The 23,781-nt window shown below is 38.0% G+C and carries 20 protein-coding genes and 1 riboswitch; of the genes, 5 read left to right on the forward strand and 15 right to left on the reverse strand.

From position 1 onward, the window contains the following. Positions 1–157: 157 nt before the first annotated feature. The 9 genes from C9J46_RS11630 to C9J46_RS11670 form a co-directional block, all read right to left on the reverse strand. Complete coding sequence (locus C9J46_RS11630) at positions 158–934, reverse strand: amino acid ABC transporter ATP-binding protein (protein WP_369917481.1); 777 nt, start codon at positions 932–934, stop codon at positions 158–160. A 13-nt stretch (positions 935–947) separates the two neighbouring features. Further along, on the reverse strand, positions 948–2,045 hold the full coding sequence (locus C9J46_RS11635; RefSeq protein ID WP_107206366.1) for an amino acid ABC transporter permease: 1,098 nt from the start codon (positions 2,043–2,045) through the stop codon (positions 948–950). 5 nt (positions 2,046–2,050) lie between these two features. After that, positions 2,051–3,250 carry an amino acid ABC transporter permease gene (locus tag C9J46_RS11640; RefSeq protein WP_107290931.1) on the reverse strand — a complete coding sequence of 400 codons (1,200 nt, stop codon included), beginning with the start codon at positions 3,248–3,250 and terminating at the stop codon, positions 2,051–2,053. A gap of 108 nt (positions 3,251–3,358) precedes the next feature. Further along, positions 3,359–4,387 carry an amino acid ABC transporter substrate-binding protein gene (locus tag C9J46_RS11645; protein ID WP_107206368.1) on the reverse strand — a complete coding sequence of 343 codons (1,029 nt, stop codon included), beginning with the start codon at positions 4,385–4,387 and terminating at the stop codon, positions 3,359–3,361. Between the two features lie 583 nt (positions 4,388–4,970). Continuing rightward, positions 4,971–6,200 carry an OFA family MFS transporter gene (locus tag C9J46_RS11650; protein WP_107206369.1) on the reverse strand — a complete coding sequence of 410 codons (1,230 nt, stop codon included), beginning with the start codon at positions 6,198–6,200 and terminating at the stop codon, positions 4,971–4,973. Between the two features lie 313 nt (positions 6,201–6,513). After that, positions 6,514–7,740, reverse strand: coding sequence for a sodium/glutamate symporter (gene gltS, locus C9J46_RS11655; RefSeq protein ID WP_107246909.1), 1,227 nt, complete (start codon positions 7,738–7,740; stop codon positions 6,514–6,516). Between the two features lie 650 nt (positions 7,741–8,390). Further along, positions 8,391–8,732 (reverse strand): hypothetical protein, encoded by a 342-nt coding sequence (locus tag C9J46_RS11660; RefSeq protein WP_107206371.1) that lies wholly within the window; start codon positions 8,730–8,732, stop codon positions 8,391–8,393. A 70-nt stretch (positions 8,733–8,802) separates the two neighbouring features. Next, the gene (locus C9J46_RS11665) at positions 8,803–11,871 is read right to left on the reverse strand and encodes an EAL domain-containing protein (RefSeq protein ID WP_107206372.1); all 3,069 of its coding nucleotides are present in this window, start codon (positions 11,869–11,871) and stop codon (positions 8,803–8,805) included. Between the two features lie 186 nt (positions 11,872–12,057). Next, on the reverse strand, positions 12,058–12,582 hold the full coding sequence (locus tag C9J46_RS11670; protein WP_107287639.1) for a hypothetical protein: 525 nt from the start codon (positions 12,580–12,582) through the stop codon (positions 12,058–12,060). Between the two features lie 315 nt (positions 12,583–12,897). Between C9J46_RS11670 and C9J46_RS11675 the strand changes: the two genes are divergently transcribed. From C9J46_RS11675 to C9J46_RS11690, 4 genes are all read left to right on the forward strand, one after another. Then, on the forward strand, positions 12,898–13,254 hold the full coding sequence (locus C9J46_RS11675; RefSeq protein ID WP_107206374.1) for a DsrE/DsrF/TusD sulfur relay family protein: 357 nt from the start codon (positions 12,898–12,900) through the stop codon (positions 13,252–13,254). Positions 13,255–13,433: 179 nt separating this feature from the next. Further along, positions 13,434–13,775 (forward strand): 5-carboxymethyl-2-hydroxymuconate Delta-isomerase, encoded by a 342-nt coding sequence (locus tag C9J46_RS11680; RefSeq protein WP_006645414.1) that lies wholly within the window; start codon positions 13,434–13,436, stop codon positions 13,773–13,775. Positions 13,776–13,901: 126 nt separating this feature from the next. Next, positions 13,902–14,294 carry a cystatin domain-containing protein gene (locus C9J46_RS11685; RefSeq protein WP_107259534.1) on the forward strand — a complete coding sequence of 131 codons (393 nt, stop codon included), beginning with the start codon at positions 13,902–13,904 and terminating at the stop codon, positions 14,292–14,294. A 100-nt stretch (positions 14,295–14,394) separates the two neighbouring features. Beyond that, positions 14,395–15,045 carry a Qnr family pentapeptide repeat protein gene (locus tag C9J46_RS11690; protein WP_107246914.1) on the forward strand — a complete coding sequence of 217 codons (651 nt, stop codon included), beginning with the start codon at positions 14,395–14,397 and terminating at the stop codon, positions 15,043–15,045. Between the two features lie 59 nt (positions 15,046–15,104). Here the strand turns inward: C9J46_RS11690 and C9J46_RS11695 are convergent, their stop codons facing one another. From C9J46_RS11695 to C9J46_RS11720, 6 genes are all read right to left on the reverse strand, one after another. Continuing rightward, positions 15,105–15,545, reverse strand: a complete 441-nt coding sequence (locus C9J46_RS11695; RefSeq protein ID WP_107206377.1) for a VOC family protein — start codon at positions 15,543–15,545, stop codon at positions 15,105–15,107. 118 nt (positions 15,546–15,663) lie between these two features. Continuing rightward, complete coding sequence (locus C9J46_RS11700; protein ID WP_107290932.1) at positions 15,664–17,244, reverse strand: Na+/H+ antiporter NhaC family protein; 1,581 nt, start codon at positions 17,242–17,244, stop codon at positions 15,664–15,666. Positions 17,245–17,329: 85 nt separating this feature from the next. Next, positions 17,330–17,503, reverse strand: a riboswitch (Lysine riboswitch). 136 nt (positions 17,504–17,639) lie between these two features. Next, positions 17,640–19,838, reverse strand: a complete 2,199-nt coding sequence (gene ccoP / locus C9J46_RS11705) for a cytochrome-c oxidase, cbb3-type subunit III (protein WP_107290933.1) — start codon at positions 19,836–19,838, stop codon at positions 17,640–17,642. Beyond that, positions 19,835–20,443, reverse strand: coding sequence for a cytochrome-c oxidase, cbb3-type subunit II (gene ccoO / locus C9J46_RS11710; protein ID WP_107206380.1), 609 nt, complete (start codon positions 20,441–20,443; stop codon positions 19,835–19,837). Before ccoO ends, ccoP begins: the two co-directional genes overlap by 4 nt. Beyond that, on the reverse strand, positions 20,436–21,869 hold the full coding sequence (ccoN, locus tag C9J46_RS11715) for a cytochrome-c oxidase, cbb3-type subunit I (protein ID WP_107259526.1): 1,434 nt from the start codon (positions 21,867–21,869) through the stop codon (positions 20,436–20,438). The genes ccoO and ccoN overlap by 8 nt, the downstream gene beginning before the upstream one ends. Before the next feature lie 27 nt (positions 21,870–21,896). Beyond that, positions 21,897–22,259 carry a cytochrome c gene (locus tag C9J46_RS11720; protein ID WP_107290934.1) on the reverse strand — a complete coding sequence of 121 codons (363 nt, stop codon included), beginning with the start codon at positions 22,257–22,259 and terminating at the stop codon, positions 21,897–21,899. Between the two features lie 260 nt (positions 22,260–22,519). Here C9J46_RS11720 and C9J46_RS11725 point away from each other — a divergent pair, with 260 nt between their 5' ends. Continuing rightward, the gene (locus tag C9J46_RS11725; protein ID WP_107206383.1) at positions 22,520–23,719 is read left to right on the forward strand and encodes a 3-phenylpropionate MFS transporter; all 1,200 of its coding nucleotides are present in this window, start codon (positions 22,520–22,522) and stop codon (positions 23,717–23,719) included. Positions 23,720–23,781 lie beyond the last annotated feature (62 nt).

Consider the following 23,781-nt stretch of genomic DNA (forward strand, 5'->3'; position numbering starts at 1 on the left):
TAAAATATTTGTACTGAAGCACGTTATCATCACTTAGCTCGTATATTACTTAACCGCGGCGATGAAAATCAGACAAATGTGTAAGTAAATGTTTCAAAGTAACTATGGTTAGCGCTACTAATCACTTGTTTTCTTTGAAACATTTAAATTATACGAATTAATGTAATATTTGGCTTAAGAACAGTTGAGTACGATCAGATTTTGGATTATCAAAGAAATCATGTGGATTATTTTCTTCAATGATTTCACCTTGATCCATGAATATAACCCGATCAGCAACTTGTCGTGCAAACCCCATTTCGTGAGTCACACAAAGCATCGTCATGCCTTCATTTGCCAATTCAACCATAACATCAAGCACTTCTCTAACCATTTCAGGATCGAGTGCTGATGTCGGCTCATCAAAAAGCATAACTTGCGGATTCATACAAAGTGAGCGGGCGATAGCAACACGTTGTTGCTGGCCACCAGAAAGTTGTCCTGGGAATTTATTTGCTTGATCGGTAATTTGAACGCGCTCAAGGTACTTCATCGCTAGGGCTTCTGCTTCTTTCTTTGGCATTTTCTTCACCCAAATAGGAGCAAGGGTACAATTTTCTAATACCGTTAGGTGAGGGAAGAGGTTGAAGTGCTGGAAACACATGCCGACTTCTTTACGTACTAATTCGATATTTTTCAAATCATCAGTTAGCTCTGTACCGCCAACAATAATTTGTCCTTTTTGGTGTTCTTCTAAGCTGTTAATACATCTGATCATGGTTGATTTACCTGATCCTGAAGGACCACAAATCACGATCTTCTCGCCTTTCTTTACTTGTAAGTTAATATTTTTCAGAACATGGAATTGACCATACCACTTATTCACATCAGTTAGCTGGATCATAAGATCAGAGCTGGTGTTATCCGTGTTAGGTTTTGAAGTACTACTCGTCATAATGCTGTCCTTGCTAACGTTTGTGCCCAGTGTGTAATTTGTTTTCTAAATAAATACTGTAACGTGACATCCCAAAACAGAAAATCCAGAAGACTAAAGCAACGAAGACATAGCTTTCAGTTGCAAAGCCTAACCATTCAGGATCGCTGGTGGCTGCTTGCCCTATACCTAATACATCAAACATACCGATAATGAGGACTAAGCTGGTATCTTTAAACAAGCCGATAAACGTATTTACGATAGAGGGAATGGTAATCTTTAACGCTTGAGGTAAAACGATAAGGTACATCTTCTTCCAATACGTTAAACCTAATGCATCCGCTGCTTCATATTGCCCTTTAGGGATTGCTTGTAAGCCTCCACGAATAACCTCTGCCATATAAGCGGCACTAAACATCACCACACCAATAAGTGCGCGGAATAATTTATTGGTTTCCATTTCGGCGGAAAGGAAAAGAGGGAGCATCACCGATGCCATAAAGAGTACGGTGATCAGTGGAACACCACGCCATAACTCAATATAAACCGTACAAATACTACGAATTATAGGCATTTCTGAACGTCGCCCTAAGGCGAGTACGACGCCGATGGGTAAAGAAACCACAATACCAACAATCGCAATTACTAAGGTAATTAATAGGCCGCCCCATAAGTGCGTTTCAACAATCGGTAAACCAAATACGCCACCATAAAGCAGGAAGCCGGCAATGAATGGATAAATGTTGACGAAAAATAGCCATATCCATCCACGATAAGGTGTTTTTTCGTAAGCTAATAGTCCAATGAACAGGGCTAATGTTGCGTAAAAAAGTTTAGGTCGCCACAGCTCTTCTGTTGGATAAAAGCCAAACATAAACTGATCAAAACGGACGTTAATAAATGTCCAGCATGCACCACTACTGGTACATGCATCACGGCTATCACCTGTCCAGTCAGCATTAATAAATGCCCATTCAACGATGTACCAAATGCCTAAAATAGCAAAATAGCCTAAGAGAAATGTCGCGATACTATTGGTCAAAGAGGAAAATAAGTTGGTACGTAACCAGCCTATAATCCCGACGGTATTAGCTGGTGGCGGTAGATCGGGTTGAAATTGATGTTTATTCATAGTGATTACCTCTCTACCAACGCGACTTTCTTGTTATAGATATTCATCACCAAAGAGGTGAATAGGCTTAATGTGAGATAGACAGCCATAGTCATTGCTATGATTTCAATAGCTTGACCTGTTTGGTTTAAGGTTGTTCCTGCAAAGACAGAAATAAGATCGGGATAGCCAATGGCCATCGCAAGCGATGAGTTTTTGGTTAAATTTAAATATTGGCTGGTGAGCGGCGGAATAATAATACGCAGTGCTTGCGGTACAACGACAAGGCGTAAGGTTTTATTTCTCGATAACCCTAATGCTTCAGCAGCTTCGGTTTGACCATGACTAACAGCATTGATACCTGAACGAACAATTTCAGCAATAAATGAAGCGGTATAGATGCTTAGTGCCAGTAAAAGGGCTGCAAGTTCAGGAAGGATGGTTATTCCACCTTTAAAGTTAAAACCTTTAAGTTCTGGATATTCCAAATCAATGGGCATACCTGTGACAAAAAAGGCGATTAACGGCAAGCCTAAAACTAATCCTGTTACGGTTAATAGTACGGGAAGTTGTTGACCTGTTTGTTGTTGTTTTTTCTTAGCATATTGATAAAAGAACAAAGAAATAACAACAGCAATGGCTAAACACCATCCAACAATTTCAGAGCCCGAGCCATAGATAGGGCTAGGAATAGATAGTCCGCGAATATTTAAAAATATAGCTTCGCCTAAGCTGATACTTTGTCGAGGAGAGGGAAGTGCCTGGAGTACTGCAAAGTACCAAAAAAAGATTTGCAGTAATAAAGGAATATTACGAAAGACTTCAATATAAACAGCAGCTAAACGGCTGATTAACCAATTTGAAGAGAGTCGAGCAATGCCCATGATAAAGCCAATAATTGTGGCAAGGATAATACCTAATCCTGCAACTAACGCAGTATTTAGTAATCCAATAACAAAGGTTCGCCCATAAGTGTAAGTTTCATCGTAATCAATCAGTGTTAAGCCAATACCAAATCCTGCTTCTTGGCTAAGAAAGTCAAATCCTGTCGAGATACCTCGTGATTCTAAATTGGTAAGGGCATTATTTACGATGGAGTAAAAAAAGAACACTAGCCCAATAACAGCAATAAGTTGAAAAATAACCGCTCTGAAAGTTGGGTTATAAAAAATGTTCTGTTTGGACTTTGGATTCGATACATCCGATGTATGTGGTGTAGGAGCCATACAACAACCTCAGTTCCTATTGAGATGTAAAAGTAGGGACCCGTTGCCGAATCCCTATATAGTGCTACGTTGTACTATGTTTCTTTCAATAAATATCTATGTGTGTGATTAACGAATTGGTGGTGCGTATTGGATACCACCGTTCGTCCAAAGCGCGTTTAAACCACGTTTAATTTTAAGTGGTGAGCCTTCACCGACAGTACGCTCAAAGCTCTCACCGTAGTTACCTACTTGTTTGATAATCTGGTAGCCCCAATCATCTTTAAGTCCTAAGCCTTTACCTTTTGGTCCATCTAAGCCAATAAGACGACGGATATTTGGATCTTTTGATTCTTTCGCTAATTTATCAATGTTAGCAGAAGTTACATTGAATTCTTCAGCATTGATCATAGTGAAGAGCGTCCAGCGAACGACGTTGAACCATTGGTCATCACCTTGACGGACTACAGGGCCTAAAGGCTCTTTAGAAATAATTTCTGGTAGTACAACAGCTGAATTAGGATCTTTTAAGTTTAAACGCAGAGCATATAGACCAGATTGATCCGTTGTTAATACGTCACAACGACCAGAATCAAAGCCTTTAGATGTTTGAGGTGCTGTATCAAATACAACTGGCTTATAAGTCATACCATTAACACGGAAGTAATCAGCAAGGTTTAGCTCCGTAGTCGTTCCTGATTGGACACAAACTGCCGCACCATCTAATTCTTTAGCGCTTTTTATGCCCATGTCTTTTTTAACCATAAAGCCTTGACCGTCGTAATAGTTAATACCGGTAAAGTTGAGGCCTAAAGAGGTATCACGGTGGAGTGTCCATGTAGTATTTCGCGATAAAACATCAATTTCACCAGACTGTAGTGCAGTGAAACGCTCTTTTGCTGTCAGTGGGATGTATTTAACTTTCGATTTATCGCCAATAGTTGCTGCCGCAATAGCTTGACAGAATTCTACATCAAGGCCTTCCCATTGACCTTTTGCATTAGGGTTTGAAAAGCCAGGTAGACCAGCACTTACGCCACATTGGACATAACCTTGTTTCATCACTTTGTCTAACGTAGTTTCAGCATTGGCGTTTGCAGCAAAAAGGGCAGTTGAAGAGGCTAACGCCGCAAATACCACTGATAATTTATTAGCCATTTGTACCTTCCTTTGTTGGTCTTGATGTGAAATTAAAAATAGATCGTTAATAATTTTAACAACATGTTAACAGTTGTTAATTATAGGAAGAGAAAATAAAAGGTCTAGTGAACGAAAAGATATAGATCACGAAAAGCTAACAAGATGAAAATTAGAATAAAATAATAATCATTACCATATGTGACTAATTATTCATGCTGGGTGCTTTGAATAGTGTGAGGTTAGGGATTGAAAATAATGAGTATATTGGCGTGATTATTGCGCCGTGGCCTTATTTAAACGGGTGTTTTAAGTTGGTGTGCGCAGAGGTTAAGTTGCATCTTGATATCTTCAAAGATGTTCAATTTGCATAATTATGATTTTTTATGCGGTTTGGTGGGAGTGCTGCTTTGTAGTTAAATTGTTTGGTATTTTGTCGTAGCTTAAACTTAAATATCATATTTAGTTGATGCATTAAGTATTTAAGTCTGAATTTTTTGTGTTATTCGAATTAGTGTTTTGAATTTTTTGCGAGTTGGGGAATATCGTCTTATAAAGAAAGACTCAATAAAAATTGAGTCTTTCTTACTTATATTTTAGTTCGTTATGCGTTTGTCGCTTTTGCTGCCAGTGCGACTGAATCTACTTTTTTAGTCACAAAAGAAAGCACAACCGCGACACCAAGCATGATAGAACACACGGTATATGCCAGTGTGTAAGTACCTGTAGTATCAACAGCGAACGCCGCTACGACAGGGCCAATGAAACCACTCACACCCCAAGCGGTATAAAGTACACCATAGTTTGCACCATAGTTTTTCAAACCATAGAAATCAGCAATGATTGATGGGAATACTGCAAGCAGTGTTCCGTAACCAATACCTGCAACGGCTGCACCAATAATTAACGTAAAATCAGACTTAAACGTTGCGAACATTACCATGTTGATTGCTTGCATAATAAAGGCAATCATGAGGGTTTTAATGCCACCGATCTTGTCAGATAGGATACCTGCAACTACACGGCCACCAGAGTTGAATATTGCTAAAATTACAACTAAATATGCAGCATCTGCGATATTTGCTTGTGTTGCTGCAATAGAGGTGATGTTACCAATGATCATCAAACCTGATGCAGAAGCAAATGCATACATTACCCAAAGAGAGTAAAACTGTGGTGTTTTTAGCATTGCACGCCAGTTTAGATCTGCAGCATTACCTGATTTATTATTTACATCGTAGCCAGAAGGGACTTCTGGTGTATAGCCTGCTGGTGGATTGTTAATGGTACAAGCAAGAGGCACTGCAATAATAAGTACAGCAATACCTAATACTAAGAAACTTGTATTTATTCCAACTTCTTTAATCAGGAAAGATGTTAGCGGGGCTAAGTATACAGCTGCTAAACCAAAGCCTGCTGCAATTAAGCCATTAACTAGACCTTTCTTCGAAGGGTGGAACCATTTCATTGCAGATGGGCTAAGACACGCGTAGCCAAAACCGATACCACTACCTGTTAAGATACCGAATGTTACGATCAGTAACGTAGGCGTGGTAGCAAAGCTTGAAATGATCATACCTAGACCAACCATCACTGTACCTAGGATGAGTACTCGACGTGGACCCATACGGTCTTGCAGAATACCTGCCACCAATAATGATAATGAGAAGGTAATAATGGCAACCGTATAAGGTAGCGAAGCGTCGGCATTTGACCAGCCTAAATCAACAACAAGTGCTTTTTTGAAAACACTCCATGCGTAAAGAATACCCATACACAAATTAATGCAGAATCCAGCAAGTAAGATCTGCATTGCTCTATCAAATTTTTTCATACTTTTCTCAATTAAGGCGATGTCAGCAGATCACTTTGCCAACAAAGATAATGTTATATCTAAATGGGTTTTTTAAAGTGCGCGAATCTTATCAAGATTATTTAAATTTAAAATTGGCTAGAAATTGTTTGTTACAAATGAGCTGAAAGTATGAAAGTTAGAGTGTAACTGAATTTGAATAGCGTTTTAATTGAGAGGTGAATGTAATGGGGGTGTTATTTATTTGTGGCGTTATTGAGTATTTCAAAAGGAATAACAAAAGGGGAAAGAGTGCATCTCTTTCCCCTTTATGAACTATGAAGTGTGATTACTATTAGTGACCAAGGAAACTTATATAGCCCTGTAGTACAAGTAGGTTAGTAATATCAATAAAGAAAGCACCAACAATAGGTACAACCATAAATGCCTGTGGTGATGGCCCATTTCGAGATACAAGTGCCCCCATGTTCATTACAGCTGTTGGTGTTGCACCCATACCAAAGCCACAGTGGCCGCCAGCAATAATTGCGGCATCGTAATTTTTACCCATTACGCGGAAAGTTACGAAGTAAGCAAATAGCGCGAGCACGATGGTCTGTACGATAAGAATCACCAACATAGGTAATGCGAGATCCATTAATTCCCATAAATGCAGGCTCATCAAGGCCATTGCAAGGAATAGGGATAACGAGATAGTACCTAAAGCATCAACGGTTTCCTTATTGATTTTGTAGCACTTAGTGCCTTCACAAAAGTTAGTAATGAAGACACCAATGAAAAGTGCGTAAACAAATTCAGGAATCCGAAGTGCGCTAATACCAAAGCTATCAACAAACTCTTTAGCATGTGATGCACCAGCAACGCAGACAAGAAGAATAAATAACACTTCAATTGTATTCTTTGAGGTAATACGATCTTCTTCTTTGTCGCTGTATGTTACAAGATCAGGGTGATCAATATGGTGATTACCACTTTCACCAAAATCTGATTTTAGGTTGTATTTATTAATAAGACGCTGTGCGACAGGTCCGCCAATAATACCCCCCATGACTAACCCAAATGTTGCACATGCCATCGATAATTCAAGCGTATTTAAGCCATAGTCAGTCGAGAAGGTTTGTGCCCAAGCGGCGCCTGTACCATGACCGCCTGATAATGTAATCGAGCCAACAACAAGACCCAGTAATGGATCTAGACCAAGTAGCTTACTTAAGCCAACGCCAACAGCATTTTGAATAACAATAAATACCGTTGCTAAGGCTAGGAATAAGAAGACACGTGATCCACCTTTCGCTAAGAGTTTATAGCTAGCAGCAAGGCCAACTGTTGCGAAGAACATTTCCATTAATGCATTTTTCATACTTAGCTTGAAGCTAATATCAAACCCTTGGAAATGAAAAATTGTTATAATAACAGCAACAACCAAGCCACCAACAATCGGCTCTGGAATGTTATACTTTCTTAAAATCGCAACTTTACTATTAATAAAGTAACCTAGAAAAAGCACGATTATTGCTATGAGCAATGATTCGAGCTCATTAATTTGAATAGTTGTGTTCATCGATAATCTTCTATTGTACTTCTTTGACGCTAATTTTAACGTTTAAAAGGTATTCTTACCATATTGCTATTCAAATTATAATGTAGTAGTCAATTAAGCTTTAAGTGGTGATATTGTATAAAATATCGAATATACCTACTTTAAAAAGTAAATGAAGTTACTTTCTGGTGCTCTTGATGTTATTGAATTGTTTTATTTTTATGCGTTGACGGTTGTTATTTTTCGAAGGTTAAAACTGCAAATAAAAATTACATAAATGCCATCTTTTAAATTTAATTTTTATTATAAAACATATGCTTATCTTATTGTTTTTGCCTAAATCAGTAAGTTGAGTCATATTTATAACGAAATGTGCACTGTAATACGAAGGTTAAAATGAAATTTTAGTTATTATGAATGCAATTGAAAAAAAACGGAAATTTCTCACAATATAAGATTGGTTGTTTTTTGCACAGATGTTTTTTGATTTATTTGGATAAAAAATTAAAAAAATTGAGCGATTTACACTTTAAGAGTATTCAATGCTGTAATTTGTGCTTGTTTTTTGTGTTCTATTTATTGTGATTAAAACTTATTGTAATTTTATTTGGTTATTTACAATAAAAAAGGAAGCTATTGCGATAGCTTCCTTTTGATGAATGAAGATAAAATCAGTTACTGTATTTTTTGAGTTTTAGATCTTTTTTAAGCTGCTGTATATATGCGATACGACTAGGATCTGCCGGTCTTGCTTGTAATTTATTGTTTTCCAATGTTTGTGCTTCATCTGGTAAAACACAACGCCCACTCACGCGTTCATGGTGTTGTTTGGTTTCAAATTCAGCACGTTTTGCAGCTAATTCTTGTTCACGAGCCATCGACTCACGGGCTTTACTTTGATCCGTTGCATCGACAACGACATAGCTATTACGTTTCTGCTGCCGTTGTTGGGCTGTGCCACCAAATTGATCGCGCTGCTTGATAAAGTTATTTAAGTGGTCATCAAAGCTCATCAAAGCATCCTACATAACAATTTCATTACCATAATAATAAGACACATTAAGAATGATGAGAACCTTGTTTTCAACTTAAAGTTGACCTTATTTCATTTGTGTTTAAATATTTCCTCTCAAAATCGGATAATGGTAATGGTTTATCAAAATAAAAGCCTTGTAATTCTTCCACGCCGAGAGATTCTAAGAACTTAAGTTGAACTTCTGTTTCAACACCTTCAGCGACAATTGTTAAATTTAAATTATGAGCAAGTTCTATGATAGAACGACAAATCGTAATACTGTCTTTGTTAAAAGGCAGATCTTTGATGAATTCTCTATCGACTTTTAGAATGTTTATAGGAAAGCGCGAAAGATAAGCGAGGGAAGAGTAACCAGTTCCGAAATCATCAATAGCGATTTTAATGCCTAGTTTACGTAAAGATTTAAGCTGTTTTAAAGCAAAATTAACATCACACATGAGCACGCTTTCTGTTAATTCAAGTTCGAGAAAATGAGGGTTACAACCCGTATTGTTAATCGCTTGTGTTATTGTTTCTACTAAGTCGGCTTCTAATAACTGTCTTGCAGAAATATTGATTGCAATATCAAAGTAATACTCTTTGTCTTGCCAAGATTTTAATTGAAGGCATGCTTGATTTATCAGGTAACGCCCAGCATCGATAATAAGCTCGGATGATTCTAAAACAGGGATAACATCAATAGGTGAACGGTATTCTCCTTTGCTGTTTTTCCAACGTAGTAGGGCTTCAACACCGCACAGTGTGTGTGTATTGGCATTCACCTTAGGTTGATAGAAGTATTCATATTGTTCACTACCAACGGATTTCCGAAGGTCAGACTCAAGTATTAAACGCTGAATGTTTTCCGCTTCCATCGATTCAGTGAAATAGCAGTAGTTGCTACCGGATAATCCTTTAGCGCGATATAAGGCCATGTGAGCGTATTTTTGTATCAGCTTTGGGTCTGATTCGGTGTCTGAGCTTAATGCAATACCAATGTTAGTTGAGATAGAAAGTACTTGGCTATCGATAGATAACGGCGCATTAGTATTTTGTAGTAATCGTTCAGCCACTTGCGTGATTGTTTGTAAATCGTGAAATGATCTGATTAAAATGCCAAATTCATTAGTATCAATACGGGCTAAAACATCTGTCTCACGTAAATTAGATTTTATCCGTTTTGAGACAATTAAAAGGATTTTTTCAATGTCTTCATTACTCATGGATTCATGAAGCTGTTTTGTTAATTCTAAATCGATCACGATGATAGCAATTTGAGCCTTATGTCGAATTGCTTCTTGCATGCTGTGTGCAATATCTTGAGTAAACATTGTTCTATTCGGTAACTGGGTTAATGCATCATAGTGTGCAAGACGGTGTAATCTATTTTCATAACTGACTCTGTCTGTTATGTCTTTGCTTGTTGCTATGTAGTTACAAATATTGCCATCATCACCGCGAATAGGTGAAATGGTATAATCCATATAAATTATATCGTTATCCGTTTTTTTGGTAATAACATGGCGAATGGATTGTCCTGAGACTAATTTGCTAATGAGTTCATCTTGTTCATGCTTATTATCGATATAGTCATTAATACAAATTGAGCTGTGGCTACCAATAAGCTGATTTAAAGGCTTGTTACTCATTTTTACATAAGCCGTATTTACATACTGAATAAAGCCATTTTTATCGGTAATGATAACGGATTCTGCGCTTTGTTCTGCTGCGCGAGATAAGGCTTGTAATTTCTTCTCACGATTAACCCAATAAGTTATATCAGCAATATGAAGTAAAATGTTATCTTCAACATTATCAACTTGCTTAGTTGCAATAACTTCAAGGTGTTTTGAACGTTTATATTTAAGTTTTATATGAGTCTTTAAATGCTCTGTGTTAGGTAATTGATCAATAGTATTAAGTAAGGTTGTGAGTTCATCTTGAATTTGTTTTGAATAGAAGAGACCTATTAATGGTTTTTGTAAAGCGCGAGAATGAATATTAAGTATTTTAAAAGCAGCGTCATTAATCGCTGTAATTTCTCTATTTTTATTGAGTGCTACAATACCATCTTCGCTATTTTTAATAACCGCCGTATATCTTTTTAGATTTTGATCTCGTTGCTTACGTAATATCTGTTCATTTTTACGATTCTTAATTAATCGTCGTATCAACATTGCTGAGCTAATAATTAAAATAAAAAACGTAATATAAATGGCGGTTAAACGTATTCGTGTAAAATTAGAAAAATACAGATTGTTCAGTTCTTTATCAAAATTTAGTGAGGAAATTAACACCCACTCAGATGTGTTTTTATCTATATTTTTATTTAATTTTTTATCTTTAAATATCAGTGGGGTATAGGTGTAGAGATAGTCACCAATGATCGTTTGTCCTTTGTTTAATCGTTTTACAGCGTTCCATAAATAAGGATAGGTAACAGAGAAAAGTACGTCATCAGAACTTGTATTATCATCTCTTGATGGGGTCAGTGATTTGTTTAAGTATGGCTGTGTGATCCATTTTGCATCATTGTTAATAATAAAATTTGTACGCTCTTTATTGCTTGCAATATTACTAACAGGGATTTGGTGGTAACTTAGCTGCACAACCCAATTGCTGTGTTCTAATTTTAAATGTTGATAAAATGATACTTTATTTTGATGTTTATAAATGTAGCTTATTTTATTATTAAGAGAAAATGTATGATCTATATTTTTTAATTCTTGTGGTTCTTCAATGACTTTACTGTAATCAATATGAAAGCCATCTTTCACCTTGTCCAGGAGAAGAACTTGGCTGTTTTTATAGTCAATTAATCGAATGGAGTCATAGAGCTCTGAGGTAATAAGGATGCTCTTAAATTGTTTTAGTACATTTGCCTTTTCCAAGACCCGTAATGGTTCATGAAGAGGTTCTTGCTGTAATTGATAAGTGAGACGGTTTAAATCTTCAGTGATAGTGTTTAGATGTAAGTAACTAATTTGTATAAGAGAATCTAACTGGCGCAGTTCATTTTCTTTGATATGTTCTGCAAGCTGAACACTGTCTTTCTGGTAAAAATAGAGACTTAAAATAGTCACCATAGCAACCAATGGTACTAAAATGGCAAGAAGATACTGTTTTAACCCATTCACACAGACACCTTAATATGAATCCATAGACATACAATGTATAAGTCTATGCTAAAGTGTTCATATAGTTAAGGGGAAATAATGAGAAACGTGACGGGGTAAATATTTCAAGGAAGTTATAAAAGTAACAAGGTAGCATCAAGGTTAAATTTATAAACATAAAATTTAATGATCTTATCTATCATGTTTTTATTGTATATTGTTATAAAAACGGTTTAATTGCGCAATGATAGAAGTCTTGCCTTCACAATTAAAAATTGTTTTTACAGTATCATCAGGTGTTTCAAAAATATGCTTTATAGCGTCTGCACTTTCGTTAGAAATACCATTGATACGATACTCTAAACGTTGGTGAATCAACGAGTCCGTTGCAGTGACATAAATCATATCTATGTCTGTGATACTTTGACGTAGGAAATCACGGTGTTGTTTTTTATAAGCACCTTGTGTAACCACTACACGGGGATAAAGAGTCCGGAAGTGATTAACTTTTTGACTGATACGAATAAAAAAATCATCTCTCATTTCATCCGTAAAAGGCTTGTTCGCAGCAATAACTTCACGCATTTCATCAGTTAAATCGTCATCTGCATGGTAAACAAACCAATCGTCATGAGCACCAATGACATCACCGACAAAAGATTTACCGGCACCAGAAAGACCAAATAAAAATAGGACCGATGGTGCATCGGTTAGTTGAAGACGATGACTCATTTTATGTTCTCATTCTAGAGGTTAAGTACACTTCAGCTGCTATGAATAAACGTGTTAAATCAACTGAGGCGGTAATGTGCCAAATTATTCGAGTTGAGAATAGTAGAATATGCATATAACGTGAATTTGAGATAATAATGTGTACTAACTGAATGTTTTGTAGACGTACAGTGACGTAAAGACATTAAAAATGTGAACTGTGATATTAATTGACTATTGCTATTATTGATCAGTAGTGTTTGGGGTTTTTATATATTTAATCTCATTTTGTGTGACAATAAAGGCAATTGATTTTATTTTTTAGATGGGTATTAAATGCAAACTATTTTAATCGTTATCAATGACGCTCCTTATGGCTCTGAGCGTCCTTTTAATGCATTACGCTTAGCCATTAAACTTAATGAACAGGAAGAACAACCTGTAAGTCTCAAATTGTTTTTAATGTCTGATGCTGTGATGTGCGCGATGAAACAGCAAAATCCGGTAGAAGGCTATGATATTCAACAAATGCTTGAAATCCTTATTGCACAAGGAAGCAAGGTCAAATTGTGTAAAACCTGTTGTTGTGCGCGAGGGCTGTCTGAGTCATTGCTCATTGAAGATTGTGAAATAGGCTCGTTAGATGATTTAGCAAGTTGGACACTAAAGGCGGAAAAAGTACTAACATTTTAATTGTTATGCTCAGTGATTTAACGTAACAGAAAAGAGCTATTTTTGTACAGGAATCACAGAAAGCAAAAGAACTCAGATATTAAATGTATTTATTATCAAAAAGCTGATCAAACTAAGAGTTCTCTTATTTATATATGCTAGTGTCATTAAATAAGCTATTCATATACAGGAGATAAGCTGTGCCGCATTGCATTATTGAATATGCCAAAGATCTTGAAACAGAGATTAATTTAAATGAATTAATGGCAACAACGCATTACGCGACGTTTAGTTCAGGGCTTTTTGATGAAGAAGATATAAAAACCCGTGCCATACCTTATGAGTTATATCGTACAGGGACAACCGAAAAGCCTTTCGTTCATATTACCGTAAGGGTACTTCCAGGTAGAGATCCAAAGCAAAAAGATAATCTATCGGAAGTCATCTTGCACCAAGTGGCAGCAATGTTTCAGAATGATATTTGCGTCACAGTCGAGATTGAAGATATTAATCAGCAATCTTATCGCAAGTATGTCATATAAAAATGCAAATATAATTGCTTTATATCATTACTTATAGCAATAAATCACCGTTCGAATAAAGTATATTTGCACTTAATCATGTTTTCTGTTGATATATATGCAGAAAATGTGAATTAGGATTTGATGATGAATAAGAAAGTTTTACTCATTGCTTTAAGCTCAGTTACATTAGTTGCATGTAATTCTGCAAAAGACGTAACTTCGAATGAGGCGAATATGCAAGAAAGTTGTAATTTTTCTCACGCAATCGTTGGTGGTTGGGCACAAGGTGACATAACACCTGAAGTGGAACAAGCAGCAAAAGACGCCGTTAAAGCAATCCCTGGTGAGCATCAGCTCGGTAAAATCTATCATGTAACACAGCAAGTGGTTGCAGGTATGAACTACTCAATTACATTTAGTATTGAAAATGGTGATTACTACAATGCGACTGTTTTCCATAGCCTACAGAATACTTATGATGTTAAAGATGTAAAACAAGTATCATCAGTAGCTTCGAATTGTGATGTTCATAAGTAATTAAATAATAAGTTCTAATAGATTGAGAAAGCGCTATTATTGAGCAATCAGTAATTGCGCTTTTTTTTGATCAGTCGCAGAGTAATAGAAGAGATAATGTATGCATGTTGTAGGTCAGTGCTATCAAGATGAAAGCTTTTCTAAACAAGAATTGTCCGAAGCTATTTTTGAAAGTTGTCAGTTTTATCGTTGTGATTTCTCACGTGCAAATTTAGTTGAAGCGAGTTTTATCAACTGTAATTTTATTGATGTGGGGGATGACAAAGGCTGTGATTTTTCCTATTCAAAGCTCAAAGATGCGAGTTTTAAGCAGTGTAATTTGTCAATGGCTAGTTTTCGTAATGCGCAGTGTTTTGGCATAGAAATGCGACAATCTAATCTCCAAGGCGTTGATTTTCAATATGCTTCTTTTGCAAATTATATTACCCATAACACTTTCTTTTGCTCGGCATTTATCACTGGCTGCAATTTACGTTATAGCAATTTCGAAGACATAAAATTAGAGCAGTGCGAACTGTTTGAAAACCGATGGAATGGGGCTAATTTGTTGGCAACATCGTTTAAAGGATCTGACTTAAGTCGCGGTGAGTTTTCCTCTGAACAGTGGGGTCAATGCGTTGTAGAAGACGCAGATCTTTGTCATGTGGATTTAGAGGGGGTTGATATTCGACGTGTGAATTTGAACGGTGTAAAAATTTGCGACTGGCAACAAGAGCAATTACTAAGTCAACTTGGCATTATTGTGCTTTAAAGGCTCTATAACTGTCGGTATTATCGAATAAAATAATACCGACAAACAAAAGCTATTTCTTACCATTCACCTTGGTTTTGCATCGAAGCCCAAGGTTCAGCGGGTTCTAGTGCGTCACCTTTTTGTAGCAGTTCAATCGAAATGCCATCAGGTGAACGAACAAATGCCATATGTCCATCACGGGGTGGGCGATTAATGACAACACCATTATTTTGTAAATGAGCACATAAATCGTAAATATTATCGACGGCAAAAGCGAGGTGACCAAAATTACGGCCACCAGTGTACGATTCTGGATCCCAGTTATAAGTTAGTTCTAATAAAGGCGATTGTGTTTCTTTTGCCGTTTCTGCCTGATTAGGTGCAGCTAAAAATACGAGAGTAAAACGTCCACGTTCGCTTTCTTTTCGTCGAATTTCTACCAAACCAAGCTTGTTACAGTAAAAATCCAGTGAAGCATCTAAGTTGCTCACTCGTACCATGGTATGTAAGTATTCCATTCTATTTCCTAGCTTTTATACAAAAAAATCCCCGTTGTCTAATACTTAGCATAAAGCAAATGCGTATTAAAACGAACGGGGATTATTAGATTTTATGATCTAATATTAATGTATTTATTTATGCTGTTACCGCTTGCAGTTGTTTCTTATGACGACGTAGGTGAATCGTACAACATGCAAGGAACCAAACAGAGCTTACTGCAATACCCGCAATTGTTGAAGATAAGATACCCATTGCCAAATAACCTAATAGTGCGCCAAAAGCGACAGTAATAGCATAAGGAAGCTGAGTCATAACGTGATCCATATGGTGACTACCTGCACCTGTTGCAGACAAGATACTTGTGCTTGAAATAGGTGAGCTGTGATCACCAAATACCGAACCTGCAAGTACTGCAGATAACATCGGCATTAATAGGTGAGCATCACTTGCTACCGCCATATCACCAGCAAGTGGCAACATAATACCGAACGTGCCCCAGCTTGTACCTGTCGCAAATGACATTGCACATGAAAGGATGAAGACTAATGCTGGTAGTAATTCCGTTGGGAACCCCCCTTTTGTTAAAGAGGCTAGGTATTGGCCTGTAGACATATCACTCACAACAGTACCGATCGTCCATGCAAAAAGTAGAATGATGATTGCAGGGATCATCGCTTGTACACCTTGAGGTGCCGCAGTTAACCAAGTCTTACGTGGCAGCTTTAAACGTAAAGCTAGAAGAATAGAAACAGCTAGACTACATAAAGATGCGTTAACTAATGAAGCACCTAGATCGGTATGCTCTAAAGAAGCAATTAAGCTAAAAGCCTCGCCTTTTGTGCTTAATACTTCAGCACCACTGATGATCATAAAGATAACGCTTGAGACTGTCAGTGTCAGAATAGGCAATACCATATCAATCATAGTACCTTGGCCTTCAGACTCAGTGGTAATTTCTAAGCCTTTAGGGTGGCCTTTAGATTCATCCCAAAGCTTACCTTCTTCTGCCCATGCTTCATGTTGACGCATTGGACCAATATTAAGCTGGAAGAAAATAACAACGATAACCATTAATAGCGTAAACACGGCATACAAGTTCATTGGGATCATCTGAACAAACAATGAAATAGCACTGATATCGGTAATATGGTTTGTTACTAAAATACCGCTAAGAATAGCAATAATGTAAGCACCCCAAGAAGAAATTGGCGTGATAACACAAACAGGTGCAGCCGTTGAATCAAGTAAATAAGCAAGCTTTGCACGTGAGATATTGAAGCGATCTGTTACTGGGCGACAAATAGGCCCCACAGATAAGCTATGGAAAAAGTCATCAATAAAGAAAGCAAAAACCATTAAACCCGTTAGCATATTTGCGCTACGGCGATCTTTACAGCGACGAACACCCCATTCAGCAAATGCTTTAGTGGCACCTGTTGCTGTCATTAAGCTGATCAAACCACCGAGCAAAAGCATAAAGATGATCATATTAACGTTACCGCTATTTACAGCACCGTCTGCCCAAACAAGGCCTACAACTTTATTTACGATATATTGAAGCGCCGCTAAAGGGCTGTAATCATTAAGAAGGATTGCGCCTGCAACAATACCAAGGCCAAGTGATAACAATACACGTCGTGTAGTGATTGCTAAAACAACCGCCAGTAAGGGTGGTACAACAGATAGCAGGGAGTCAGAATATTGAACTAGATTCATGGATCTCTTAAACACCTATATTAGGTGGAGATCTACCGAAAGGATAGAGAAACAGATTTCAGGAGAAAAAATACTTCTTCGTATCCCTTAGGGTAGCGCTCCATAGACAAAATAACTATGGCAGTTCTGCACTTATTTAATGCAGACCCAGCGATTGTTGACGACACAACAAACACTTCGGCGCCGACTCCTTTCCCCAGACTTCAAAGGTGTCACCCTCCATCCGGATACTTTTAGGCAGCGCGCCTCTACTCAAAGGATTGAAATTTGATGATACCTATTAATTTTGCTTAGGCAATAAAAAGCAGACAGAAAATGCATATTAATTGTAAATATTGTTACTGTTGATGGCATGTTAACCAATTAGTAGCGATATATTCCATTTAGATAATCGCTCATTCTGTTATGCTATTAGGCTGATTTTGTTCTGGTGTTGTCATGGCGTGTATATTCCCAGCATAGCCACCTTTAATTAAATCTTTTCTTACCTCTGCTACTTCTTGTGGTGTAACAGGTACAGTTCTATCACCTAACTTATCTCGGACAAAGCTAATTAATTTCGCAAGGTTGGCATCACTGAGCACCGAGTTAAAGCTACTCATAGGCATAAAGTTACTGTCTTGTTCCATGAAGTTTGGCGATAAACCACGAATGGTAACGGCAATCGTATCGTAAGGATCACTGTGCATAATTATCCCGTTGTTAAGCAGCGTAGGGGCGATCCCTTTCCTACCTTTACCGTCTTTACCATGGCATGCACCACAGGTTTGCACATACACACCATATAGTTTGGCTTCGTTTTCAGGATCGTTGCTACTTAACGGTTTTAGCTCTACGGTTTGAATATCAACAGTGGCAGGTACCAAATCACCAAAGCCTGGTGGGTTAAGCTGAGGAACCGAGCTATCTAACTCGTTATATTTATCACCAGTGATCAAGTATTCCGCAATGGCTGCAACGTCTTGCTTTGTTAAGAAGCGGGTACTGTTTTGTACCACTTCCGCCATACCACCAAATGCGGTTCCTTTATCTGAATGACCCGTTTTTAAAAACTCGGTTAATGTTTTTACATCCCAACGGTCTTGGTATAACTCTGTTGCCGTAATATCCGGAGCCTTCCAGCCATCAATTAAATTGCCTTGGAATAACTCTTTTTCTATCAAGGCTTGTGCAATGTTACGTGGTGTATGACATTCGGAACAGTGACCTAACCCCATGGTTAAATATTTACCCCGTTTCCATTGTTCAGTGGCATCGGCTGGGTATTGCAAAGGGTCGGTATTAAGAAAGGCGATATTCCACCCAAGTAGTCCTAACCGGATATTACTTGGGAACATCATCTTGTTTTCTTCATTACGAGTATTCACAAAATTAAGCGATTGCATGTAAGCCCAAAGTGCTTGGGTGTCTTCATCTGTCACATATTGATAAGACGAGTAGGGCATAGCTGGATATAGGTAGCCATGTTTGCCTTTACCTTTATGTAGCGCATCATAAAATTCATCGTAGGTGTAATCCCCAATACCATAGGTTGGATGTGCTGAAATATTGGTAGAATAAAGCGTGCCAAATGGCGTTAAAAATCCTAAACCGCCACCAAATGGTTCGCCACCTTCACCAGTGTGACAAGCAATACAATCTCCTGCATAAGCAAGGTATTGCCCTTTACTAACCATATCCGGATCAAGTGCTGCGAGTTTCTCGTTTTGTCTATTTCCTTGGTGGCGAATATAAGCCCCTAATGCTTGAATTTCGCTATCGCTGAGTTGCTCTTCAAAAGCAGGCATGAGATTGTTCAAGCCATATTTTACCGTTGCAATAATACCTTCAACGCTGCCATCGTGAAGCCAGATATTATCGGTTAGGTTTGGCGCACCAATCGCAGTATTACCTTTTGCATTACTGCCATGACAAGCCGTACAGTTAGCATCAAATACGGTTTTACCGAGTTCAAGCTTGACCGCTGGCTCTGAGATAATGCGATTTTTTTCAAGTGAAGCGACATAATATGAAACATTCTCAATTTCTTCTTCAGTCAGAATATCGTTCCAACCAGCCATGACTCCGTTACGACCTTTAACAATCGAATGATGGATCGCCTCATCACTACCACCATAAAGCCAAACGGTATCACTTAAATTAGGGAAATGAAGCTGACCTTGTGCTTGATTTAAATGGCAAGCCGCACAATGGGTTTGAAATAAAGCACGACCCGCGACCACAATTTCAGGCGAGGTACTTAAAGCTTGAAATGATGTATCGCCATTAGATATTTGGCTAATTTGTTTGGCTAACGAGGTGGGAGAGGTTGAAGCTGCTTCACTACTTGATTGCCACTTCATAAGCCCTTGCCAGTTTCCCATGCCTGGGTAGAGTACCAAGAAAATGGCAGCAATAATGAAAGCAAGAAGATAAGAAAGGAGTAGAAGGTTTGGTACGGCGGCATCGTTTTCATCAATACCATCAAAGCTATCGACGGTCCGATTAGCATTGGCGGCACTGTTTTTCTTCCAGTAGTAGGCAACAACAACGATCATTATTGCGAGAAAAATCAGGGTTAGGGTAATGACCCAACCACTCCAAAAAGTACTCATGGTCGTACTCCTTGATCTTGTCCCAGACTTTGTAGATAGGCGATTAATGCCTGTGCCTTAGTTTTACCTTTTACTTCTAAGCGCGCCTGTTTAATTTCCTTATCAGTGTAAGGAACACCAAGCGTACGTAACGCAATCAGCTTTGCATCAATGTCTTCACCATCGAGTACTTGCTCAAACAGCCAAGGATAAGAGGGCATAATCGACGTTGGTACAACATCGCGGGGATTTCTTAAGTGGATGATGTGCCATTGATCTGAATATTTTCGACCTAAATTGGTGAGATCAGGTCCGGTACGTTTTGAACCCCATAAATTGGGATGCTCATAAATATCGTCACTTTCTCGGCTATATCGTCCATAACGTTTAATTTCTGCATTTAATGGACGAACCATCATGGTATGGCAAGTATGGCAACCTTCACTGATATATATATCGCGACCAGCAACTTCTAACGCGGTTAATGGCTTCGCGCTTGATTGTGCAATTAACTTATCTTGGTAAAAAAAAGCAGGAAGTACCCATACTAAGAATGAAAAGGCAGCAACCAAAGTTGTTGCAACAATAAGGATCACTACAGATGAGGTAAAATCTTTATTAATCATGAGTATCTACCTTTTCTGTTGCCGCATTTTGATGCTTAACTGATCTAGGCTTTGGCTGTTTTAGCGTTCTGTATAGGTTATAAATCATTAGAATTATACCTAACACAAACAACGTACCACCGATAAAGCGAACTAACATCCACGGTGCACTGAAGTTCATCGCTTCGACAAAACTATAGCTAAGCGAGCCATTAGGCTCTTCTTTTAGCCACATGTAGCCCTGTCCGATCCCAGCTATCCACAGTGCAACGGCATAAAGTACTATCCCAATATGCGCAAACCAGAAATGCCATTTAACTAAACGATTTGACCACAATTGCTCGTGACCATATAAACGAGGAATAAAGTAATAAAATACGGCAATGGCAGACATGCCAACCCAACCTAGGGCTCCTGAATGCACATGACCGATGATCCAATCGGTATTATGTGCAATCATATTAAACCAACGAATGGCTAATAATGGCCCTTCAAAAGTCGCTAGCGCGTAGTAAACAATGGCAGAGAAGAAAAACCACATAATGTAATCGTGCTTAAGTTTCTGCTTATTATTGAGCAAGGTCATGATGCTATTAAACGCGCCACCCCATGAGGGAAGCCATAAAATTAACGACATCACAATGCCGAGATTTTGTAACCAATCTGGCACAGAAGAATAAATAAGATGGTGCGTACCAGCCCAAGTATAAAAGCCGACTAAGCCCCAAAAATGAATAACAGATAAGCGATAAGAGTAAATAGGGCGCTCGGCAATTTTGGGAATGAAATAGTAGTTCATACCAATGATGCCAGCGGTTAATAAGAAACCAACCGCATTATGTCCCCACCACCATTGCACGATAGCATCTTCAGCCCCTGAGTAAATAGAGTAAGATTTCCACATCGTGACAGGCAATTCGAGATTGTTAGCAATAAAAATCATCGCAATAACAATAATAAACGCGCCGTAAAACCAGTTAGCAACAAAGATATGATGAACGGTACGTTTGGCGACTGTCATAAAAAACACAATGGCGTACATCACCCAGATAACAGCAATTAAGACATCAATTGGCCATTCAAGTTCGGCGTACTCTTTTGAGGTAGTAAAACCTAATGGTAGGGTAATAAGGGCAAGAAGAAGGATAAATTGCCAACCCCAAAAGACAGACCAAGCTGCAGTGTTGTTGTACAGTGGGGTTTTGCAGGTGCGTTGAACAATATAAAAGGACGTTCCCATTAAAAGATTGACGACAAAGCCAAAAATGACGCCATTAGTATGCAATGGACGGAGACGACCAAATTGAAAGTATTCAGAATCGAGGTTAAGGGCAGGCCAATAAAGTTGCGCAGCTAAAATAACACCAATTAACATAGCTATGAACGCCCAACTAACACTCGCGATCATAAAGTACTTAACGATTTTATAATTATACTGAGTATCCATCGTCATAACCTTAGCAAGTAATGCCGTTTATTGTGATTGATGGCTGGTATCTGTTTTTACGCTACTAAAGTAATACGCGAGATCCTTCATATCTTGATCACTTAAATCTTTAGCATAACCCTGCATTAATATCGCTAAACCATCAACACGTTGATTCTGTTTGTATGCTTTAAGTGCAGCGACCAAATATTGCTGCTTTTGGCCTTGTAAGTTGGGATAGGTATCCGTTGCTGAAATACCATCGGCACCATGGCATGTCATACAAACAAGGGCTTTTTGTTTCCCGATCTCAAATTGTTGTTCCGGTGTCATTTCATCGGCTGATGAAACGAGGGGAGTTACAACTAAAACCACAAACAAAAACCGCTTAATGGATAGGATTAAAGACATGCTCATCTCCCTTTTTATCTTATTTATAGAAGTCGTAATATAGGCGCACATTTATAAAGATAGATTATTTTACATTTTCGCAACATCTGTTTTGAGAAAACATCAGAAATTAAAGGAATAAATCAAAATATTTTTCAGTTTATTCTAAAAGCAGTCATGTAATGTGGCTGTTTTTAATTATTTTTTGGTATTTCTTCAAATTGTTAATGATAACTATTTTCGTTACTGTTACTCAAACATTGAAAGGAGTAATCGTACGAATGCTTAATTGTCGACCATCAGTATGGATGTCCACGTATCAATTTATGTTCTGGTTCTCGTATGGGGTGTATTTACCCTTTAGAGGATTATGGTTAGAAAAATTAGGGATTTCAGATGCCGATATCGGGATGCTGATCGGTTTTGGACTTGCCGCTCGCTGTGTGATCAACTTTACATTAACACCTTTATTTCACAAAGTTGGGCATCTCATACCGTTCCTTCGTTGGTCAATGTTTTTAAGCTTGCTCGGCTTTATTGCGTTTATCTGGATAGGTACGATTACGCCAACATTTTGGGTACTTGCATTATTACTCGTGTTATTTAATTTAGCAATTGGTCCTGCGGTAGCGATTTCGGATGCGATATCAAATCACTATGCTCGAGATGATCGACTCGATTATGGCTACACTCGCTTATGGGGAGCGGTTGCATTAACGGTTGCGTCAGCTTGTATGGGATGGGTTGTTCAGAACTTTGGTGTCAGTTCTGTACCAATCATGGGAGCTATTGGCTTGGGTGCAACATTACTAGGTACGCTAATGAAGCCAGCAGTACCTATGGTATGCCACCATGATGAGCAAAAAAGAAAGAATATTTTCAAAGTCTTATGTTGTAAAGAGACACTATTATTTTTATTGGTCGCTTCTTTGTTAGAGGGAAGCCATGGTGGTTATTATTTCTTCAGTACCGTCTACTGGAAAGAACAGGGGCTAAACTCTGATACGATTGGTTATTTATGGAGCCTATCGACAATTTCTGTGATCGTTTTTTACTTAATTAGTCGTAAAGCGTTCGCTAATTGGAAAGTATCAACATTATTTAGACTTGCTGCAATTGCTGTTGTGGTGCGTTGGGGATTAACCGCAGCGACAAATGATATATATGTGCTTATATTCTGTCAGATTCTACATGGTATTACGTTCTCTGGTACGATTTTATCTTCGGTTCGTTATGTGGAAGAAAATCGAAAACATAATTATGTTTCTTTACAGTCATTATACCATGCCATTCCTGCAGGTTTTGTATTAGCGCTTGTATCTGTATTTTGCGGATGGTTAATGCATCATTCTGAAATAAATATGTTCTGGTTTATGGCTGCGATGGGTATACCTTGTATTTTCTTAAAAGTAAAAGACACTGTGCCAAATAGAAAAGAAGAGCAACAAACATTGAGAAATAAAATATTTGCTTCAGCTTAACCTTTAAAAATAAAAAAAGCCGATAAGTGTATTATCGGCTTTTTAATCGGTGAAAGATGAAA

It is taken from the genome of Photobacterium sp. GB-36, assembly GCF_003026135.1.
Taxonomy (GTDB): Bacteria; Pseudomonadota; Gammaproteobacteria; order Enterobacterales; family Vibrionaceae; genus Photobacterium.

What these genes read in the sequence shown, in the direction of transcription:
- C9J46_RS11650 (WP_107206369.1), bottom strand. Translation starts at nt 6,200, where the DNA reads ATGAAAAAATTTGATAGAGCAATGCAGATCTTACTTGCTGGATTCTGC.
- C9J46_RS11645 (WP_107206368.1), bottom strand. Translation starts at nt 4,387, where the DNA reads ATGGCTAATAAATTATCAGTGGTATTTGCGGCGTTAGCCTCTTCAACT.
- C9J46_RS11685 (WP_107259534.1), top strand. Translation starts at nt 13,902, where the DNA reads ATGAATAAGAAAGTTTTACTCATTGCTTTAAGCTCAGTTACATTAGTT.
- C9J46_RS11720 (WP_107290934.1), bottom strand. Translation starts at nt 22,259, where the DNA reads ATGTCTTTAATCCTATCCATTAAGCGGTTTTTGTTTGTGGTTTTAGTT.
- C9J46_RS11670 (WP_107287639.1), bottom strand. Translation starts at nt 12,582, where the DNA reads ATGAGTCATCGTCTTCAACTAACCGATGCACCATCGGTCCTATTTTTA.
- C9J46_RS11700 (WP_107290932.1), bottom strand. Translation starts at nt 17,244, where the DNA reads ATGAATCTAGTTCAATATTCTGACTCCCTGCTATCTGTTGTACCACCC.
- C9J46_RS11690 (WP_107246914.1), top strand. Translation starts at nt 14,395, where the DNA reads ATGCATGTTGTAGGTCAGTGCTATCAAGATGAAAGCTTTTCTAAACAA.
- C9J46_RS11630 (WP_369917481.1), bottom strand. Translation starts at nt 934, where the DNA reads ATGACGAGTAGTACTTCAAAACCTAACACGGATAACACCAGCTCTGAT.
- ccoP (WP_107290933.1), bottom strand. Translation starts at nt 19,838, where the DNA reads ATGAGTACTTTTTGGAGTGGTTGGGTCATTACCCTAACCCTGATTTTT.
- C9J46_RS11640 (WP_107290931.1), bottom strand. Translation starts at nt 3,250, where the DNA reads ATGGCTCCTACACCACATACATCGGATGTATCGAATCCAAAGTCCAAA.
- ccoO (WP_107206380.1), bottom strand. Translation starts at nt 20,443, where the DNA reads ATGATTAATAAAGATTTTACCTCATCTGTAGTGATCCTTATTGTTGCA.
- C9J46_RS11725 (WP_107206383.1), top strand. Translation starts at nt 22,520, where the DNA reads ATGCTTAATTGTCGACCATCAGTATGGATGTCCACGTATCAATTTATG.
- C9J46_RS11675 (WP_107206374.1), top strand. Translation starts at nt 12,898, where the DNA reads ATGCAAACTATTTTAATCGTTATCAATGACGCTCCTTATGGCTCTGAG.
- ccoN (WP_107259526.1), bottom strand. Translation starts at nt 21,869, where the DNA reads ATGGATACTCAGTATAATTATAAAATCGTTAAGTACTTTATGATCGCG.
- gltS (WP_107246909.1), bottom strand. Translation starts at nt 7,740, where the DNA reads ATGAACACAACTATTCAAATTAATGAGCTCGAATCATTGCTCATAGCA.
- C9J46_RS11660 (WP_107206371.1), bottom strand. Translation starts at nt 8,732, where the DNA reads ATGAGCTTTGATGACCACTTAAATAACTTTATCAAGCAGCGCGATCAA.
- C9J46_RS11695 (WP_107206377.1), bottom strand. Translation starts at nt 15,545, where the DNA reads ATGGAATACTTACATACCATGGTACGAGTGAGCAACTTAGATGCTTCA.
- C9J46_RS11635 (WP_107206366.1), bottom strand. Translation starts at nt 2,045, where the DNA reads ATGAATAAACATCAATTTCAACCCGATCTACCGCCACCAGCTAATACC.